Raw genomic sequence first — 18949 nt, 5'->3', positions numbered from 1 at the left:
CCATTCTTCAAAGGTTACCGTCCACAGTTCTATTTCCGTACAACTGACGTGACAGGTACAATCGAATTACCAGAAGGCGTAGAGATGGTAATGCCTGGTGATAACATCAAGATGACTGTAAGCTTGATTCACCCAATCGCGATGGACCAAGGTTTACGCTTTGCGATCCGTGAAGGTGGTCGTACAGTTGGTGCAGGTGTTGTAGCGAAAATTATCAAATAATTTCGTTTGACATATTGAAAAGAGGCGTACCCAAAAGGTATGCCTTTTTTGTTACTTAAATTTTAAAAAATAAATTGGTTACTTGATGTGAGGCATATCGTTAAAAATACGCTATATGCACCTAAAAAGTGAATTATCTGCTGTAATTTTAATATGCAAGTTTGAAATAAAGTGCTACAATCACGCGTTCAGAAATGAATCCCTATTTTTAGATCAAGTAATGGATTAAATTATGGCGTTAGAAATTGAGAAAAAGAAAAATACGCACGAAGATGACAACTTAAAATCAAAAGGCTTGAATAGCTTATTATGGGTTTTAGTGTTTATCGTTATTGCGGGAGCAGCATTAGGTAATATTTATCTTGTAGAACAGTTTTCTACTCCAATTCGTGTTGTTGGCGTAGTTGTTTTGTTGCTAGTTGCATTAGGTATTGCAGCATTAACAAATCAAGGTATGAAAGCGCGTCATTTTTTCAGTGAGTCAAAAATTGAATTAAGAAAAATTGTATGGCCGTCACGTCAAGAAGCAATGCAAACAACATTCATTGTGGCTGGCGTAACAATCCTTGTATCGTTAATTTTATGGGGATTAGATTCGGTTATTGTTGCGTTAATTACGTTCTTAACAGATTTGAGGTTCTAATATGACAGATACCGCACCAAAAAAACGTTGGTATGTATTACAAGCTTTTTCAGGTTTTGAAAGTCGCGTTGCGGCAACTTTACGTGAATATATTAAGTTACACCAGATGGAAGAGCAGTTTGGTGAAGTGCTTGTTCCAACAGAAGAAGTTGTTGAGAATGTGGCTGGGAAAAGACGTAAAAGTGAGCGTAAGTTTTTTCCTGGTTATGTGTTGGTTCAGATGGAAATGAATGATGAAACTTGGCACTTAGTACGTAGTGTACCACGTGTTATGGGTTTTATCGGTGGAACAGCTGATAAACCAGCACCAATTTCACAACGTGAAGCAGATCGTATTTTAAATCGTTTACAAGAAAGTTCAGAAAAACCACGTCATAGAAAAGAGTTCCAACCTGGCGAAGAAGTACGAGTTACAGAAGGTCCATTTGCTGATTTCAATGGTACAGTGGAAGAAGTGGATTATGAAAAAGGTCGCTTAAAAGTTTCAGTCTCGATTTTTGGTCGTGCGACACCAGTTGAACTTGAATTTGGACAAGTTGAGAAGACAAATTAGTTTTGATTGTGCTTTATTTTAATAAATAAAGTGCGGTCTTATTTTAAGTAATTTTACTTGAAGTTTGGGCTGTGTTTATTTAAAATACAGCCTTTTCGTAAACAGGGGAGCTAGTAATAGCGTGATTACCCATTCTAGAGGAAGCTAAAAATGGCAAAAAAAGTACAAGCCTATGTTAAGTTGCAAGTTGCAGCTGGTATGGCTAACCCTTCACCACCAGTTGGTCCTGCATTAGGTCAACAAGGTGTGAACATTATGGAATTCTGTAAAGCATTCAACGCTCGTACTGAGAGCTTAGAAAAAGGTTTACCAATTCCAGTTGTTATCACTGTGTATGCAGACCGTTCATTCACTTTCATCACTAAAACTCCTCCAGCAGCAGTATTATTGAAAAAAGCGGCAGGGATCAAGTCTGGTTCTGGTAAACCAAACAAAGATAAAGTGGGTAAAGTAACTTTAGATCAAATCCGTCAAATCGCTGAAACTAAAGCAGCAGATATGACTGGTGCATCTATCGAAACTAAGATGAAATCAATCGCTGGTACAGCTCGTTCAATGGGCTTAGTGGTGGAGGAATAATACGATGGCTAAATTGACTAAAAAAATGAAAGCAATCAAAGCTGGCGTAGACTCTACAAAAGCATATGAAATCAATGAAGCAATCGCAGTATTAAAACAATTTGCGACAGCTAAATTCGTTGAGAGTGTTGACGTTGCGGTTAACTTAGGTATCGATCCTCGTAAATCTGACCAAAACGTACGTGGTGCAACTGTATTACCACACGGTACTGGTCGTTCTGTACGTGTTGCTGTGTTCACTCAAGGTGCTAACGCAGAAGCTGCTAAAGAAGCTGGTGCTGATTTAGTCGGTATGGAAGATTTAGCTGAATTAGTGAAAAAAGGTGAAATGAACTTTGACGTTGTTATCGCTTCTCCAGATGCGATGCGTGTTGTTGGTCAATTAGGTCAAATTTTAGGTCCACGTGGTTTAATGCCAAACCCTAAAGTTGGTACTGTAACACCAAACGTTGCTGAAGCTGTGAAAAATGCGAAATCTGGTCAGGTTCGTTACCGTAATGATAAAAACGGTATTATCCACACTACAATCGGTAAAGTTAACTTTAGCGAAGAACAATTAAAAGAAAACTTACAGGCGTTATTAGCTGCTTTAGCTAAAGCAAAACCGACGACATCTAAAGGTGTCTTCATCAAGAAAGTAAGTATTTCAACAACTATGGGTGCGGGTGTAGCTGTTGATCAGTCTTCACTATAATCTGTAGAAAATACTAAAAAGAGACCGCATTTTAGCATATAAATTGCGGTCTTTTTATATATGAAAAAGACTTACCTCGATTTTGCTAATTGATATAATTTCGCAATATTTTGTGCTGTTGAAATAAGATTTTCACGCCCATTGTGTAATACTATATCTAACTTATCCAATTGACGTAGTATCGGAAAAACGGCATCTATGCCGATATCATAGATTATTTCGTAGTCTTCTTTTAAACTGCCTACGATTGCAATAACGGGTTTGTTAAATAATTTCGCGGTTTTAGCGACACCAGCGGCAGTTTTACCTTGTACAGTTTGACTATCCATACATCCCTCACCTGTGATGATTAAATCAGCATCCTTAACCTTTTCAACAAGATTAACAGCCTTGATGACAATATCTACACCAGATTGGAGTTGTACGTTAGGAAGTAATAACAGTCCCGCTCCCATTCCACCTGCGGCACCACTGCCTGCGAGATCACGAATAGCGAGTTGATATTGTTGCTCAACAAGAGTTGAAAAGTGATATAAAGCATGGTCGAGTTGTTTAATCATTTCTGTGGTAGCGCCTTTTTGTGGGCCAAAAATAATGGACGCTCCATTTTCACCACACAATGAGTTGGTGACATCACAAGCAATATATAACTCAATGTTGTGTAGGCGTTGATCTAAATTTGTAAGATCAATAAAGGAAAGCCTTTCTAAAGCAGCTCCACCAAATTTTAATTCTTGGTGTTGAGCGTCAGTAAATTTTCCACCAAGCGCCTGTAACATCCCTACACCAGCATCATTTGTTGCACTACCACCAATGCCTAAAATGATCTTTTTTACACCAGCATCAAGTGCTGCTTTAAGTAATTCTCCTGTTCCGAAACTGGTTGTAATGAGTGGATTTCTTTTTTCAAAAGGAACGAGATGTAAGCCTGATGCTGCAGACATTTCGATAAAGGCAGTTTGTTTATCGCCAGATAGTCCCCATACAGCAGAGACACGATTGCCGAGTGGTGCGGTCACTTTTGTTGAGATGAGGCAACCTTGTGTAGCATCCACTAGCGATTGGACAGTCCCTTCGCCACCATCAGCCATTGGAACTATAATGTACTCGGCATCAGGAAAGACTTTTTTAAAACCAAACTCAATTGCTTGAGCGGCTTCAAGTGCAGTTAAACTTTCTTTAAATGAATCAGGTGCAAGCACTATTTTCATCTTCTTATCCTATATAGCTTGATTACACAGCAGTAGGTATTAAAGAATACATCATAGCAACAGTTTATTTTTTGATAAATCGTATTTACAAAAAAATAAATTGTGATTATAATCTTGCATCTGAATTTTACCATTTGAGTGATGGTAAAGTAATTGATGGTGCTTGACCAATTTCAAGCCCCATCGAAGACCGTAGGGGAAAGGCATTATTTCTTAATTATCCTACGTAGATGGTGAACAGAATAAGAATTTTTCTTGCTTCTGTGCACCGAAGTCGTCCTCATAGTTATTGTTGTCTATGAGGTAATTTAAGTCCGAGAAATCGGAGTGTATTCAGGAGCTAAAAGCCAATGGCATTAAATCTTCAAGACAAACAAGCAATTGTTGCTGAAGTAAACGAAGCAGCCAAAGGTGCCCTATCAGCTGTTATCGCGGATTCTCGTGGTGTGACAGTAGATAAAATGACTGAATTACGTAAAGTCGCTCGTGAAAACGGTGTTTCAATGCGTGTTGTTCGTAATACATTATTACGTCGTGCAGTTGAAGGTACTGAATTTGAGTGCTTAAAAGATACGTTTGTAGGTCCAACACTTATCGCATTCTCTACTGAACATCCAGGTGCTGCAGCACGTTTGTTCAAAGATTTTGCAAAAGCAAATGATAAGTTTGAAATTAAAGGTGCAGCCTTTGAAGGTAAGATTCAAGATGTTGAATTCTTAGCAACATTACCAACTTACGACGAAGCAATTGCACGTTTAATGGGTACAATGAAAGAAGCTGCGGCAGGCAAACTTGTTCGCACTCTTGCAGCATTACGCGACAAATTACAAGAAGCAGCTTAATTCAGCCGTTTCTTTACTCGTTTAACTTTTTTACTTTAGGAATTGATTGTTATGTCATTAACTAACGAACAAATTATTGAAGCGATTGCTTCTAAATCTGTAACTGAAATCGTAGAATTAATCACTGCGATGGAAGAAAAATTTGGTGTTTCAGCAGCGGCAGCAGCAGTAGCAGTAGCAGCGGGTCCAGCAGAAGCAGCAGAAGAGAAAACTGAATTCGACGTAGTTCTTGCAGCAGCAGGTGCAAACAAAGTTGCAGTTATCAAAGCAGTACGTGGTGCAACTGGTTTAGGCTTAAAAGAAGCTAAAGACTTAGTAGAATCTGCTCCAGCAGTATTGAAAGAAGGCATCTCTAAAGCTGAAGCTGATGCACTTAAGAAAGAATTAGAAGAAGCTGGCGCACAAGTAGAAATCAAATAATTTTTGATTTATTTGTCAGCCCTTCAAGGCTCAATGGCTGGTGGTTTTTCCATCAGCCATTTTGTGCTATCAAAACAGGAATAAATTTTCTCCGTTTGATAATTTCTGTTTTTCTCAAATTAATTACGTTGACATAATTTGGGGTATCCGCTCATCAGAAGTAAGGTTCAGAGTGCGGTCATCTGGAAACGGTATCTTTTTACATACATCGCATACATAGTGTTAGTTGTATAGCATTATGTGTTTGGTTCACTGAAACACAAGCAGAGGAACCCTATGGTTTACTCATATACCGAGAAAAAACGTATTCGTAAAGACTTCGGCAAACGTCCGCAAGTTTTAAATGTACCTTATTTATTAACAATCCAACTTGACTCTTTTGATAAATTTATTCAAAGAGATCCTGAAGGCCTGCAAGGCTTAGAAGCTGCATTCCGTTCTGTTTTCCCTATTGTCAGTAATAATGGCAATACTGAATTACAATATGTGAGTTACCAATTAGGTGAGCCAGTGTTTGACGTAAGAGAATGTCAAATTCGTGGTACCACTTATGCGGCACCATTACGTGTGAAATTACGTTTAGTCAGTTATGACAAAGATGCTGCACCTGGCACAATTAAAGATATTAAAGAACAAGAAGTGTATATGGGTGAGATCCCATTAATGACCGATAATGGTACCTTTGTCATCAACGGAACTGAGCGTGTTATCGTGTCGCAATTACATCGTAGTCCAGGTGTATTCTTTGATAGTGATAAAGGTAAAACACATTCATCAGGTAAAGTACTCTACAATGCGCGTATCATCCCTTATCGTGGTTCATGGTTAGATTTTGAATTCGATCCAAAAGATAACTTATATGCACGTATTGACCGTCGTCGTAAATTACCTGCAACCATTATTTTACGTGCGTTAAATTATACGACTGAGCAAATCCTTGATCTTTTCTTCGATAAAGTTGTATTTGAAATTAAAGATAACAAATTATTGATGACGTTAGTGCCAGAAAGATTACGTGGCGAAACAGCAACATTTGATATCGAAGCAAATGGGAAAGTCTATATTGAGCGTGGACGTCGTATTACAGCACGTCATATTCGTGCATTAGAAAAAGATCATATCACCCAGGTTGAAGTACCAACTGAATATATTGTAGGTAAAGTTTCAGCGAAAGATTATGTTGACCTCGAAACAGGTGAGGTGATTTGTCCAGCGAATATGGAAATTTCGTTAGAGATGTTAGCGAAACTTTCACAAGCTGGATATAAAACGTTGGAAACTTTATTTACCAATGATTTAGATCACGGACCATACATTTCAGAAACGTTACGTGTCGATCCGTCTAATGATCGTTTAAGCGCGTTAGTTGAAATCTACCGTATGATGCGTCCTGGTGAGCCACCTACAAAAGAAGCGGCAGAAAGTTTATTTGATAACTTATTCTTCTCTTCAGACCGCTATGATTTATCTGCTGTAGGTCGTATGAAGTTTAATCGCTCTTTAGGTATTGATGAAGAGACAGGCAGCGGTATCCTAAGTAACGAAGACATCATTGGCGTGATGAAAAAACTGATCGAAATTCGTAACGGTCGTGGTGAAGTAGATGATATTGACCATTTAGGTAACCGCCGTATTCGCTCAGTAGGTGAAATGGCAGAGAACCAATTCCGTATTGGTTTAGTGCGTGTAGAAAGAGCGGTAAAAGAACGCTTATCTTTAGGTGATTTAGATGCCGTGACACCACAAGATTTGATCAACGCGAAGCCTATTTCTGCAGCAGTAAAAGAGTTCTTTGGTTCGTCACAACTTTCACAGTTTATGGATCAAAACAACCCATTATCAGAAGTGACGCACAAACGTCGTATTTCTGCATTAGGTCCAGGTGGTTTGACTCGTGAACGTGCAGGCTTTGAGGTTCGAGACGTTCACGCGACGCACTATGGTCGTGTGTGTCCAATCGAAACGCCAGAGGGTCCAAACATCGGTTTGATCAACTCACTTTCTGTTTATGCGCGTACTAATGACTATGGTTTCTTGGAAACGCCATACCGTAAAGTGGTAAATGGTCAAGTGACAGAAGAAATTGAATATTTATCTGCGATTGAAGAAGGTAAATATGTTATTGCACAGGCGAACTCAAATCTTGATGAAGAGTTACGCTTTACTGATGCGTTCGTCACTTGTCGTGGTGAACATGGTGAATCTGGTTTATATCGTCCAGATGAAATTCACTATATGGACGTTTCAACTCAACAAGTGGTATCTGTTGCGGCAGCGTTAATTCCGTTCCTTGAACATGACGATGCGAACCGTGCCTTGATGGGTGCGAACATGCAACGCCAAGCTGTACCAACATTACGCGCAGACAAACCACTCGTAGGTACGGGGATTGAGAAAGCGGTAGCGGTAGACTCAGGGGTAACAGTCATTGCAAAACGTGGTGGGGTTATTCAATATGTTGATGCGTCACGTATCGTCGTGAAAGTTAACGAAGATGAAACCATCCCGGGTGAAGCGGGTATCGATATCTATAACTTAGTGAAATATACCCGTTCTAACCAAAATACGTGTATTAATCAGGTGCCTTGTGTGTCATTAGGTGAGCCGATTGGTCGTGGTGAGGTGTTAGCAGATGGTCCTTCGACTGATTTAGGTGAATTAGCGCTTGGTCAAAACATGCGTGTCGCATTCATGCCTTGGAATGGTTATAACTTCGAAGACTCGATGTTAGTTTCTGAGCGTGTTGTACAAGAAGATCGTTTCACTACGATTCACATTCAAGAACTTTCTTGTGTTGCGCGTGATACAAAACTGGGTTCAGAAGAAATCACCGCCGATATTCCAAACGTTGGTGAGGCAGCATTAAGCAAACTTGATGAATCAGGTATTGTTTACATCGGTGCTGAAGTGAAAGGTGGCGATATTCTTGTGGGTAAAGTGACACCAAAAGGTGAAACACAATTAACCCCAGAGGAAAAATTATTACGCGCAATCTTCGGTGAAAAAGCATCGGATGTGAAAGATTCTTCATTACGTGTACCAAACAGCGTATCGGGTACCGTTATCGACGTTCAAGTCTTTACTCGCGATGGCGTGGAAAAAGACAAACGTGCGCTTGAAATTGAAGAAATGCAATTAAAACAAGCGAAAAAAGACCTTGTGGAAGAGTTAGAAATCCTTGAGGCTGGCTTGTTTACTCGTGTTCGTAGCCTTCTCATCGCAGGTGGTTTCGATGCGAAAAATTTAGATAAATTAGACCGTACTAAATGGTTAGAGCAATCATTAAGCGATGAAGCACAACAAAACCAATTAGAGCAACTTGCTGAGCAATACGAAGAATTACGTAAAGAATTTGAACGTAAGTTAGAAATTCAACGTGGCAAGATCATCCAAGGTGATGATTTAGCACCGGGCGTATTGAAAGTGGTTAAAGTATATCTTGCAGTTAAACGTCAGATCCAGCCTGGTGATAAAATGGCGGGTCGTCATGGTAACAAAGGGGTTATCTCAAAAATTAACCCTGTGGAAGATATGCCATACGATGAAAACGGTCAACCAGTTGACATCGTGTTGAACCCACTGGGCGTTCCATCACGTATGAACATCGGTCAGATCTTAGAAACTCACTTAGGTTTAGCAGCGAAAGGTATTGGTGACAAGATCAATGCAATGATCAAACAACAACAAGAAGTGGCAAAATTGCGTGAATATATGCAAAAAGCCTACGACTTGGGTCACGGTTCACAAAAAGTGGATTTAAGTACCTTCACTGATGAAGAAGTGATGCGTTTAGCACAAAACTTACGTAAAGGTTTACCGCTTGCAACCCCAGTATTTGATGGTGCACACGAAAGTGAAATCAAAGGCTTATTAGAATTAGGTGGCTTACCAACTTCAGGTCAAATTACCTTATTCGACGGTCGTACGGGTGAGAAATTTGAGCGTCCAGTCACCGTTGGTTATATGTATATGCTCAAATTGAACCACTTAGTTGATGACAAAATGCACGCGCGTTCAACAGGTTCTTATAGCTTGGTTACACAACAACCATTGGGTGGTAAAGCACAATTCGGTGGTCAGCGTTTCGGTGAGATGGAGGTGTGGGCACTTGAAGCATACGGTGCAGCATATACCTTACAAGAGATGTTAACTGTGAAATCCGATGACGTGAACGGTCGTACGAAGATGTATAAAAACATCGTAGGTGGCACACATCAAATGGATCCAGGCACACCAGAATCTTTCAACGTCATTATGAAAGAAATTCGCTCGCTTGGTATCAATATTGATTTAGATGAAGATTAATCTGAAATCATAACCAAGCTTGGTGTAAAGCAATGTACGCTCAAGTGCGGTGAAAATATTAGACGTTTCAACCGCACTTGAATAAGTTTAACTCCGACAGGAGCAAATCTGTGAAAGACTTAGTTAAGTTTTTAAAAGCACAATCAAAAACAAGTGAAGATTTTGATGTGATCAAAATTGGTTTAGCCTCACCTGATATGATCCGTTCTTGGTCATTTGGTGAAGTTAAAAAACCTGAAACCATTAACTACCGCACATTTAAACCAGAACGTGACGGTCTTTTCTGTGCACGTATTTTCGGGCCAGTAAAAGATTATGAATGTTTATGTGGTAAATACAAACGCTTAAAACACCGTGGTGTAATCTGTGAAAAATGTGGCGTTGAAGTAACGCAAACCAAAGTACGTCGCGAACGTATGGGTCACATTGAACTTGCCTCACCAGTGGCGCATATTTGGTTCTTAAAATCACTTCCGTCCCGTATCGGTTTATTATTAGATATGCCATTACGTGATATTGAACGTGTATTATATTTTGAATCATATATTGTGATTGAGCCAGGGATGACTGATTTAGAAAAAGGTCAGTTATTAACCGAGGAACAATACTTAGATGCAGAAGATCGTTGGGGAGATGAGTTCGACGCAAAAATGGGCGCGGAAGCAATCCAAGCTTTATTGCGTGATATGGATTTACCTCAAGAATGTGAGAACTTACGTGAAGAATTACAAGAAACGAATTCAGAGACGAAGCGTAAGAAAATCACAAAACGTTTAAAATTATTAGAAGCATTTATCCAATCTGGCAACAAACCAGAATGGATGGTGATGACAGTATTACCCGTATTACCACCCGATTTGCGTCCATTAGTTCCACTTGATGGTGGTCGTTTCGCAACTTCAGATTTGAACGATTTATACCGTCGTGTAATCAACCGTAACAACCGTTTAAAACGTCTTTTAGACTTAATCGCACCAGATATCATCGTGCGTAACGAAAAACGTATGTTACAAGAATCTGTGGATGCGTTATTAGATAATGGTCGTCGTGGTCGTGCAATTACCGGTTCTAACCGTCGTCCATTAAAATCACTTGCGGATATGATCAAAGGTAAACAAGGTCGTTTCCGTCAAAACCTATTAGGTAAACGTGTCGACTATTCAGGCCGTTCTGTAATCACTGTAGGTCCATACTTACACCTACACCAATGTGGTTTACCGAAGAAAATGGCATTGGAGTTATTCCGTCCGTTTATCTATGCAAAATTAGAAAGCCGTGGCTTCGCTTCAACAATTAAAGCAGCGAAGAAAATGGTTGAGCGTGAAGACGCAATCGTATGGGATATCTTAGCTGACGTTATTCGCGAACACCCAATTTTATTAAACCGTGCACCAACATTGCACCGTTTGGGTATCCAAGCATTTGAACCATTATTGATCGAAGGTAAAGCGATCCAGTTACACCCACTTGTTTGTGCGGCGTTCAACGCGGACTTCGACGGTGACCAAATGGCGGTTCACGTACCATTGACATTAGAAGCACAGTTAGAAGCGCGTGCATTAATGATGTCAACCAACAACATTTTATCACCAGCAAACGGTGAGCCAATTATCGTTCCATCACAAGACGTTGTATTAGGTCTTTACTATATGACGCGTGACAAAGTGAACGGTAAAGGCGAAGGTATGTTGTTACAAGACCCTCGCGAAGCTGAGAAAGCATATCGTACAGGTCAAGCTGAATTACATTCTCGCGTGAAAGTGCGTATCACAGAATATGTGAAAAATGCAGCAGGTGAGTTTGAGCCTCAAACTAACTTAGTGGAAACCACAATTGGTCGTGCAATCTTATGGATGATCGCGCCAAAAGGTATGCCATTCAAATTGTTCAACCAAACATTAGGTAAAAAAGCAATTTCTAAGTTAATTAACGAGAGCTACCGTCGCTTAGGTATGAAACCAAGCGTACTATTCGCTGACCAAATTATGTATACTGGTTTTGCGTATGCGGCACGTTCTGGTTCATCAGTTGGTATCGATGATATGGTAATTCCTGCGAAGAAATACGAAATCATCAATGCAGCAGAAGCTGAAGTGGCTGAAATCCAAGAACAGTTCCAATCAGGTTTAGTAACAGCAGGCGAACGTTATAACAAAGTCATCGATATTTGGGCTGCAGCAAACGAACGTGTTGCTAAAGCGATGATGGAAAACTTATCTACGGAAGAAGTAATCAACCGTGAAGGTAACCCAGAGAAACAAGCATCATTCAACAGCATCTTTATGATGGCGGACTCTGGTGCTCGTGGTTCTGCGGCACAGATTCGTCAGTTAGCGGGTATGCGTGGTTTGATGGCACGTCCAGACGGTTCGATCATCGAAACCCCAATTACAGCGAACTTCCGTGAAGGTCTAAACGTATTACAGTACTTTATTTCAACCCACGGTGCGCGTAAAGGTCTTGCGGATACAGCGTTAAAAACAGCGAACTCAGGTTACTTAACTCGTCGTTTAGTTGACGTGGCACAAGACTTAGTGATCATCGAAGATGACTGTGGTACACACGAAGGTATCGTGATGACCCCATTAATCGAGGGTGGTGACGTGAAAGAAGCATTACGTGATCGTGTATTAGGTCGTGTGGTCGCTGAAGACGTATTAAAACCAGGTACTGATGAAGTATTAATTGCACGCAATACCTTATTAGATGAGAAATTGTGTGATGTGATCGATGCTAACTCGGTGGATAGCATCAAAGTACGTTCAGTTGTAACTTGTAATACAGACTTCGGTGTGTGTGCGAAATGTTACGGACGTGATCTTGCACGTGGTCACTTGATCAACCAAGGTGAAGCAGTTGGTGTTATCGCAGCACAATCAATCGGTGAACCAGGTACACAGTTAACGATGCGTACGTTCCATATCGGTGGTGCAGCATCTGCGGCAGCGAAAGAATCAAGTGTTCAAGTGAAAAACACCGGTACATTACGTTTAGCGAATGTGAAATTCGTGACTAACAACGAAGGTAAATTAGTATTAACTTCACGTAACACAGAATTAACGATTATCGATGCATTCGGTCGTACGAAAGAGCACTATAAAGTGCCTTACGGTGCGGTATTAAGCAAAGCGGATGGTCAAGAGGTAACGGCAGGTGAAACAGTTGCAAACTGGGATCCACATACCATGCCAGTTGTCTCTGAGGTGAGCGGTTTCGTTAAATTCGTTGACATCGTTGATGGCTTAACTGTAACTCGTCAAACGGATGAATTAACAGGTTTATCATCAATCGTAGTGCAAGACGTGGGTGAACGTGCGACAGCAGGTAAAGACTTACGTCCAGCAATTAAACTGGTTGATGCGAAAGGTAACGATATCTTAATCCCAGGTACAGACGTTGTTGCACAATACTTCTTACCAGGTAAAGCGATCGTCACATTAGACGATAACGCAGAAGTTCATATCGGTGACCCATTAGCACGTATTCCACAAGAATCTGTGGGGACAAAAGATATTACCGGTGGTCTTCCGCGCGTTGCGGACTTATTCGAAGCACGTAAGCCGAAAGAGCCAGCAATCTTGGCTGAAATCTCAGGTATCGTGTCATTCGGTAAAGAAACCAAAGGTAAACGTCGCTTATTAATCACTCCAGCTGAAGGCGAAACTTACGAAGAAATGATTCCGAAATGGCGTCAGCTCAACGTATTTGAAGGTGAGATGGTTGAACGTGGTGACTTAATCTCTGATGGTGCAGAAACGCCACACGATATCTTGCGTTTACGTGGTGTTCACGCCGTAACTGAATATATCGTTAACGAAGTACAAGAAGTTTACCGCTTACAAGGGGTAAAAATTAACGATAAACACATCGAAGTTATCGTACGTCAGATGTTACGTAAAGCAATCATCACGAAAGCTTATGACTCTGAATTCTTAGAGGGTGAGCAAGTTGAAGTTGCACGTATTAAGATCGTGAACCGTAAGCGTGAAGCAGAAGGCAAACCATTAGTTGAATTTGAACGCGAGTTGCTAGGTATTACTAAAGCATCTCTTGCAACTGAGTCATTTATCTCAGCGGCATCGTTCCAAGAAACAACACGTGTGTTAACGGAAGCAGCGGTTGCGGGTAAACGTGATGAATTACGTGGCTTAAAAGAGAACGTCATCGTCGGTCGCTTAATCCCGGCGGGTACGGGCTTCGCGTATCACCAAAACCGTCAGAAAAAAGTTGTCATGTCTGATGAGATGCCTGTGAAACTTTCAGCAGCAGATGAAGAGGAAATCGCATCCGAATTTGTGATGACTTCTGAAGATGCAAGCGCAAGCTTAGCTGAAATGCTTAATATGGTTGAAGTGGATGATGCAGAATAAGCCTTGATTCACAACGAACCCCGAACAATCTGTTCGGGGTTTTTTATTCGCTAAATAAGTCAATTCCTTTTATAATGACCGCACTTTATTCATAAATGACCACTAATGTGCGGTTCATTTTTACAAAAATCTGTGAGTGTCTATGAAACCCATTCAACCCCATGATGTTGGATTTTGGCTATTAACACAAGGTTCATCGTTGCATCTTATTGATGGTAAGTTACCACAAGGACAGGCGAGTGATTTTAATCTGCAAGGTTTACAAGCAATGCAGATTGGTGAATTCGCGCAGCAACCACTTTATTTAGTGGCGGAAAATCATTTGGATAGTCGAGAGTACTTTTCACTACGTGATCAACTTTCCCTGCCTCGTGATGTATTTAATTTATTAGGTCGCGGCGTGGAATTAAATTATTTTTTTAACACACACCGTTTTTGTGGTAAATGTGGCGAAAAGACACGGATAGTGGAAAATGAGTGGGCGGTGGAATGTTTGAATCCAGCATGTGCATATCGAACATATCCTGTGATTCATCCTTGTATCATCGTTGCGGTACGTCGTGGTGCGGAGATCTTGTTAGCAAACCATGTACGTCATAAAGATGGCATGTATACGACGCTTGCTGGGTTTGTAGAAGTGGGTGAAACCTTTGAACAAGCAGTACATCGTGAAGTATTGGAAGAAACAGGAATAAAAATTAAAAATTTACGTTATGTCGATAGCCAACCTTGGGCCTTCCCCAACTCTGTCATGGTTGGATTTTTGGCTGATTATGATGGTGGCGAGATCTGTTTGCAAGAGGCGGAAATTTGTGATGCAAAATGGTTTCGCTATGATGCAAAATTGCCAGCATTACCTCCACAAGGCACGATTGCATTACGATTGATAAAGCACACGTTACAGTTGTGTGAAGAGGAAGAAAGGAAAGTAAAATGACACCATTAAAAAATGATCGTTATTTAAGAGCGTTATTGCGCGAGCCTGTGGATATGACGCCAGTGTGGATGATGCGTCAAGCAGGGCGCTATTTACCAGAATATCGAGCAACGCGTGCGGTAGCTGGGGATTTTATGTCATTGTGCCGCAATGCTGAATTAGCTTGTGAAGTGACCTTACAGCCTTTACGCCGCTATGATTTAGATGCAGCAATTTTATTTTCCGACATTTTAACGATTCCTGATGCGATGGGATTAGGTTTGAGTTTTGGCGCAGGCGAAGGCCCAAAATTTGCGCGCCCAATTGAAAGCAAAAGTGCGGTGCAAAATTTGCCAATTCCAGATCCTGAGGGGGAATTACAGTATGTGATGAATGCCGTGCGTACGATTCGCCGTGAGTTAAAAGGCGAAGTGCCGTTAATTGGATTTTCAGGTAGCCCTTGGACACTAGCAACTTATATGGTGGAAGGCGGCAGTAGCAAAGCTTTTACCAAAATTAAGAAAATGCTGTATACCGATCCACAATTGCTTCATCAATTATTAGCTAAGTTGGCGGATGCCGTTATTTTATATCTCAATGCACAAATTAAAGCTGGTGCGCAGTCAGTGATGATTTTTGATACTTGGGGCGGTGTGCTTGGCCATCGTGAGTATTTAGATTTTTCATTGCAATATATGCACAAAATTGTGGACGGTCTGATTCGTGAAAACGAGAGTAGAAAAGTGCCAGTGACTTTGTTTACTAAAGGTGGTGGTTTATGGCTAGAGGCTATGGCAGAAACGGGCTGTGATGCATTAGGGCTTGATTGGACGGTCAATCTTGCTGATGCTAAAGCGCGTGTTGGGCATAAAGTGGCATTACAAGGGAATATGGATCCTTCGGTGTTATATGCTTCACCTGAACGTATTGAGCAAGAAGTGCGGACAATTTTGACCGATTTTGGTCAAGGTAGTGGGCATGTATTTAATTTAGGGCATGGTATTCATCAAGATGTGCCAGAAAATCATCCGAAAATATTTGTTGATGCAATCCATCAATATTCCAAACCTTATCATCAATAAAGAGCAGTAATATTATGAGAAATCCAATTCATAAGCGATTAGAAAATTTAGAAGCTTGGCAACACGTAACGTTTATGGCGTGTTTATGTGAGCGTATGTTGCCGAATTTTCAACTCTTTTGCCATGTGACTCAACAAGAGGAAAATGCGAAACGCTATCAAAATATTCTGAATCTCGTGTGGGAGTCTTTGACAGTGAAAGGCGCTAAGATCAATTTTGAGAGTCAGTTAGAAAAATTAGAGCATATTATTCCTGATATTAATGAGTATGACTTTTATGGCATTGTTCCTGCAGTTGATGCATGTGAAGGATTGTCTGAGCTGTTACATGCGATCATTGCAGGGGCGACATTAGAACAAGCGATTAAATTAAGTCAATTATCTCTACAAACGGTCACCACTTTGTTGGAGGCGCAAGCAGAACAAGAATTGAGCGAAAATGCGTTGAAAGAAAGTGAAGAAATCCAGCAAGAATTAGATGTGCAATGGCAAATTTACCGTGTTTTAAAGGACTGTGAGTCACGCGATGTAGAACTGATATTAAGCTTAAAAAGCGAGCTAAGAGAAAGTGGAATCTCCAATATTGGTATACAAATTGAACAATAATGTGACGTTTATAACAATTTTTAAAAATCTTTCTTTGTTTTATCGCTAACTTAGATTAAGCTTGCTGTTGCTGTGGTTACAGTGATAATAGCGATTGGAAACACACAATGTCTTTCCTTAAAATTTGAATAAAAGTAGAAGGTATTTATTTATGAATAAAACGGATTTAATCGATGCAATTGCAAATGCAGCTGATTTAAATAAGAAACAAGCTAAAGCCGCATTAGAAGCAACGTTAGACGCCATCTCTGGTAGTCTAAAAGCGGGTGAGCCAGTACAATTAATCGGTTTTGGTACATTCAAAGTGAATGCACGTAAAGCTCGTACAGGTCGTAACCCACAAACGGGTGCAGAGATTAAAATCGCTGCATCTAAAGTGCCAGCATTCGTTGCAGGTAAAGCATTAAAAGACGCAGTAAAATAATTAAGTCATCCTTTTCACATTTCAAAAGCTCTGTAGTTCGCTACAGAGCTTTTTATTTTATCACATTACTCCAAATGATAGTATTTTATTTACATATTATCATTACCTCTATAATATGCTACTCCTTAAAATTAAACATATTTAGGCTTAAATAGATATTTTCTATTATAACCTTAAGTAATCAAATGAAATTTTTACAAGGGATAAAACATGTGTGGTATCGTGGGTATGGTTTCTCATCGTCATGTCGCTGAATCACTATTAGAAGGACTGCGCCGTTTGGAATATCGCGGTTATGATTCAGCAGGTATGGCTGTTGTAGATGAACACAATCAATTGCAGCGATTACGTTGTGTGGGAAAAGTCGAAGTATTAGCACAGGCAATGGAAACACAACATTTATTCGGTAAAACAGGGATTGCGCATACGCGTTGGGCGACGCATGGTGTGCCAGCTGAGCAGAATGCCCATCCTCATTGTTCTGGACATTTCGCATTGGTGCATAATGGGATCATTGAAAACCATCAAACGCTTCGTTTAGCGTTACAAAATAAAGGTTATCAATTTCAATCGGATACCGATACAGAAGTGATTGTACATTTACTAGAATGGGAAAGTCGTCGTTCGGCTAACGTATTAGAGGCTGTGCAACGCGTAGTACAACAACTGAAAGGTGCTTATGCAATAGTGGTGATGGATTATTTAAACCCAACACATTTAATTGCTGCTCGTTCAGGGAGTCCTTTAGTCATTGGTTTAGGGCAGCAGGAAAACTTTTTTGCTTCCGATCAGCTTGCTTTATTGCATATTGCGAATCAATTTATTTTTCTTGAAGAAGGAGATGTTGCTGAGATTACCTCGACTCAAGTCAATATTTATGACTCAATGGGACAACGTGTGCAGCGAGCTTGTCACCAGCTTGATGTAGTAGCAGAACAGGCAGAAAAAGGTACCTTTTCTCATTTTATGCAGAAAGAAATTTTTGAACAACCCACCGCTCTTCTAAACACGATGCAAAGGTGCTTTAGTGAGCGTGAGGTAAATATTGAGCTTATCGGGAGTGAGGCAAGAAAATTATTTGAGCAGATTGAGCATATACACATTGTTGCATGTGGTACTTCTTATCATGCAGGTATGGTGGCACGTTACTGGTTTGAGGGAATAGCGGGGGTGAGTTGTGATGTTGAAATTGCGTCAGAGTTTCGTTACCGACAAGCCGTAACGCGTCCAAATAGTTTATTTATTACGCTTTCGCAATCTGGCGAAACAGCGGATACTTTAGCTGCCTTACGTATCGCGAAACAGCGAAACTATATCGCCAGTATGACGATTTGCAATGTTGTAGGCTCTTCTTTGGTTCGTGAGTCTGATTTTGCATTCATGACACGTGCAGGTGTGGAAATTGGCGTTGCCTCGACTAAAGCGTTTACTACGCAGTTAGTCGCATTGTTGATGTTGGTGATTGCAATCGGTAAGCAAAAAAAGGCGATATGTGCTGATAAAGAAGCAGAGATGGTCGAGGCATTAACATTGTTGCCAGCAGAAGTGCAAAAATTATTGGCATTGGAACCTGCTATTGCGGCTATAGCACAAGAGTTTGCGGCTCAGGAGCACGCGCTGTTTTTAGGTCGTGGAGAATTGTATCCTATCATGCAGGAAGCGGCATTGAAGTTGAAGGAAATTTCCTATATTCATGCTGAAGCTTATGCAGCAGGCGAATTAAAACATGGTCCGTTAGCATTAGTGGATGCCGCAATGCCTGTCATTGTCGCGGCACCTAATAATGAATTAGTGGAAAAAGTGAAGTCCAATATTGAAGAAGTGCGTGCACGTGGGGGACATATTTATCTTTTTACGGACAAAGAGGCTGGGTTTACCGCGAGTCAACAGGTTCGTGTTATTTTCCTTCCAACGACTCATGCGCTATTGACCCCTATTCTCTATACGGTGCCTATGCAACTATTCGCTTATCATGTTGCGTTAGTGAAAGGGACAGACGTGGATCAGCCTAGAAACTTGGCTAAAGCGGTGACCGTTGAATAATGTCATGAAAAATTGAATCGAAATAGAAGGAAATTGAACC

At 40.6% G+C, this 18949-nt stretch carries 15 protein-coding genes; 14 read left to right on the top strand and 1 reads right to left on the bottom strand.

All coding sequences use genetic code 11. The features are described from left to right. From ACWIT3_RS04295 to rplA, 5 genes are all read left to right on the top strand, one after another. Nucleotides 1–222, top strand: a 222-nt coding sequence (locus ACWIT3_RS04295; protein ID WP_042611807.1) for an EF-Tu C-terminal domain-related protein, incomplete at its 5' end; no start/stop codon positions are given. 232 nt (nucleotides 223–454) lie between these two features. After that, nucleotides 455–865 (top strand): preprotein translocase subunit SecE, encoded by a 411-nt coding sequence (gene secE / locus ACWIT3_RS04290; RefSeq protein ID WP_457161564.1) that lies wholly within the window; start codon nucleotides 455–457, stop codon nucleotides 863–865. A gap of 1 nt (nucleotide 866) precedes the next feature. Then, nucleotides 867–1418 (top strand): transcription termination/antitermination protein NusG, encoded by a 552-nt coding sequence (gene nusG / locus ACWIT3_RS04285; RefSeq protein WP_046339157.1) that lies wholly within the window; start codon nucleotides 867–869, stop codon nucleotides 1416–1418. A gap of 150 nt (nucleotides 1419–1568) precedes the next feature. Further along, nucleotides 1569–1997 (top strand): 50S ribosomal protein L11, encoded by a 429-nt coding sequence (rplK, locus tag ACWIT3_RS04280; protein WP_046339156.1) that lies wholly within the window; start codon nucleotides 1569–1571, stop codon nucleotides 1995–1997. A 4-nt stretch (nucleotides 1998–2001) separates the two neighbouring features. Continuing rightward, a complete protein-coding gene (rplA, locus tag ACWIT3_RS04275; protein WP_046339155.1) occupies nucleotides 2002–2691 on the top strand; it encodes a 50S ribosomal protein L1 in 690 nt (229 codons plus the stop codon). 71 nt (nucleotides 2692–2762) lie between these two features. Here rplA and ACWIT3_RS04270 read toward each other — a convergent pair whose 3' ends face one another. After that, the gene (locus tag ACWIT3_RS04270) at nucleotides 2763–3902 is read right to left on the bottom strand and encodes a glycerate kinase (protein ID WP_457161563.1); all 1140 of its coding nucleotides are present in this window, start codon (nucleotides 3900–3902) and stop codon (nucleotides 2763–2765) included. 350 nt (nucleotides 3903–4252) lie between these two features. Between ACWIT3_RS04270 and rplJ the strand changes: the two genes are divergently transcribed. From rplJ to glmS, 9 genes are all read left to right on the top strand, one after another. Further along, nucleotides 4253–4744, top strand: coding sequence for a 50S ribosomal protein L10 (gene rplJ / locus ACWIT3_RS04265; protein ID WP_005718814.1), 492 nt, complete (start codon nucleotides 4253–4255; stop codon nucleotides 4742–4744). A 51-nt stretch (nucleotides 4745–4795) separates the two neighbouring features. Next, nucleotides 4796–5164, top strand: a complete 369-nt coding sequence (gene rplL / locus ACWIT3_RS04260) for a 50S ribosomal protein L7/L12 (protein WP_046339153.1) — start codon at nucleotides 4796–4798, stop codon at nucleotides 5162–5164. Between the two features lie 276 nt (nucleotides 5165–5440). After that, a complete protein-coding gene (gene rpoB / locus ACWIT3_RS04255; RefSeq protein WP_457161562.1) occupies nucleotides 5441–9469 on the top strand; it encodes a DNA-directed RNA polymerase subunit beta in 4029 nt (1342 codons plus the stop codon). 110 nt (nucleotides 9470–9579) lie between these two features. Next, entirely contained in the window at nucleotides 9580–13839 is a 4260-nt protein-coding gene (gene rpoC, locus ACWIT3_RS04250) for a DNA-directed RNA polymerase subunit beta' (protein WP_457161561.1), read from the top strand. 142 nt (nucleotides 13840–13981) lie between these two features. Beyond that, nucleotides 13982–14776, top strand: a complete 795-nt coding sequence (gene nudC / locus ACWIT3_RS04245; protein ID WP_457161560.1) for an NAD(+) diphosphatase — start codon at nucleotides 13982–13984, stop codon at nucleotides 14774–14776. After that, on the top strand, nucleotides 14773–15837 hold the full coding sequence (gene hemE / locus ACWIT3_RS04240) for a uroporphyrinogen decarboxylase (RefSeq protein ID WP_457161559.1): 1065 nt from the start codon (nucleotides 14773–14775) through the stop codon (nucleotides 15835–15837). Before nudC ends, hemE begins: the two co-directional genes overlap by 4 nt. Before the next feature lie 14 nt (nucleotides 15838–15851). After that, nucleotides 15852–16442: a YjaG family protein gene (locus tag ACWIT3_RS04235; protein ID WP_457161558.1), complete on the top strand. Its 591-nt coding sequence runs from the start codon at nucleotides 15852–15854 to the stop codon at nucleotides 16440–16442. A 151-nt stretch (nucleotides 16443–16593) separates the two neighbouring features. Beyond that, a complete protein-coding gene (locus ACWIT3_RS04230) occupies nucleotides 16594–16866 on the top strand; it encodes an HU family DNA-binding protein (protein ID WP_046339147.1) in 273 nt (90 codons plus the stop codon). Nucleotides 16867–17076: 210 nt separating this feature from the next. Beyond that, entirely contained in the window at nucleotides 17077–18909 is a 1833-nt protein-coding gene (gene glmS, locus ACWIT3_RS04225; RefSeq protein WP_457161557.1) for a glutamine--fructose-6-phosphate transaminase (isomerizing), read from the top strand. Nucleotides 18910–18949 lie beyond the last annotated feature (40 nt).

Source organism: Pasteurella sp. P03HT, from assembly GCF_054052285.1.
The sequence above is the reverse complement of the archived record's forward strand: the minus strand, read 5'-3'. Positions and strand labels throughout refer to the sequence as shown.

Excerpts from the sequence above, each read along its gene's own strand:
- secE (WP_457161564.1), top strand. The coding sequence starts at position 455 with ATGGCGTTAGAAATTGAGAAAAAGAAAAATACGCACGAAGATGACAAC.
- nusG (WP_046339157.1), top strand. The coding sequence starts at position 867 with ATGACAGATACCGCACCAAAAAAACGTTGGTATGTATTACAAGCTTTT.
- rplK (WP_046339156.1), top strand. The coding sequence starts at position 1,569 with ATGGCAAAAAAAGTACAAGCCTATGTTAAGTTGCAAGTTGCAGCTGGT.
- rplA (WP_046339155.1), top strand. The coding sequence starts at position 2,002 with ATGGCTAAATTGACTAAAAAAATGAAAGCAATCAAAGCTGGCGTAGAC.
- ACWIT3_RS04270 (WP_457161563.1), bottom strand. The coding sequence starts at position 3,902 with ATGAAAATAGTGCTTGCACCTGATTCATTTAAAGAAAGTTTAACTGCA.
- rplJ (WP_005718814.1), top strand. The coding sequence starts at position 4,253 with ATGGCATTAAATCTTCAAGACAAACAAGCAATTGTTGCTGAAGTAAAC.
- rplL (WP_046339153.1), top strand. The coding sequence starts at position 4,796 with ATGTCATTAACTAACGAACAAATTATTGAAGCGATTGCTTCTAAATCT.
- rpoB (WP_457161562.1), top strand. The coding sequence starts at position 5,441 with ATGGTTTACTCATATACCGAGAAAAAACGTATTCGTAAAGACTTCGGC.
- nudC (WP_457161560.1), top strand. The coding sequence starts at position 13,982 with ATGAAACCCATTCAACCCCATGATGTTGGATTTTGGCTATTAACACAA.
- hemE (WP_457161559.1), top strand. The coding sequence starts at position 14,773 with ATGACACCATTAAAAAATGATCGTTATTTAAGAGCGTTATTGCGCGAG.
- ACWIT3_RS04235 (WP_457161558.1), top strand. The coding sequence starts at position 15,852 with ATGAGAAATCCAATTCATAAGCGATTAGAAAATTTAGAAGCTTGGCAA.
- ACWIT3_RS04230 (WP_046339147.1), top strand. The coding sequence starts at position 16,594 with ATGAATAAAACGGATTTAATCGATGCAATTGCAAATGCAGCTGATTTA.
- glmS (WP_457161557.1), top strand. The coding sequence starts at position 17,077 with ATGTGTGGTATCGTGGGTATGGTTTCTCATCGTCATGTCGCTGAATCA.